The 252-nt window shown below is 53.2% G+C and carries 1 protein-coding gene; it reads left to right on the top strand.

The window, feature by feature from the left end:
* Positions 1 to 252 (top strand): hypothetical protein (locus tag OCF96_RS10010; protein ID WP_261447077.1); only part of this gene is annotated, 252 nt, incomplete at both ends.

Below are 252 nucleotides of genomic sequence, written 5' to 3'. Positions count from 1 at the left end.
CCCCCCCCCACTGCAAGTCTATATTTAAGCACAAGGGGAAGACCGTCAGCTACACCACGTCAAAGACAATCAGCCAGCACCTCAGCTAGCCACTCTGCTTCAACAAGTGCAAGTCAATCAGCCAGCACAAGTGCAAGGCAGTCGGCTTCAACAAGTGCAAGCCAATCAGCCAGCACAAGTGCAAGTCAGTCGGCCTCCACAAGTGCGAGCCAATCAGCAAGCACGTCTGCAAGCCAAAGTGCTTCAACAAGT

This window comes from Streptococcus mitis (assembly GCF_946190065.1).
Classification (GTDB): Bacteria; Bacillota; Bacilli; order Lactobacillales; family Streptococcaceae; genus Streptococcus; species Streptococcus mitis_DE.
Note: the sequence above shows the minus strand (reverse complement) of the source record. Positions and strands in the feature narration are given on the sequence as shown.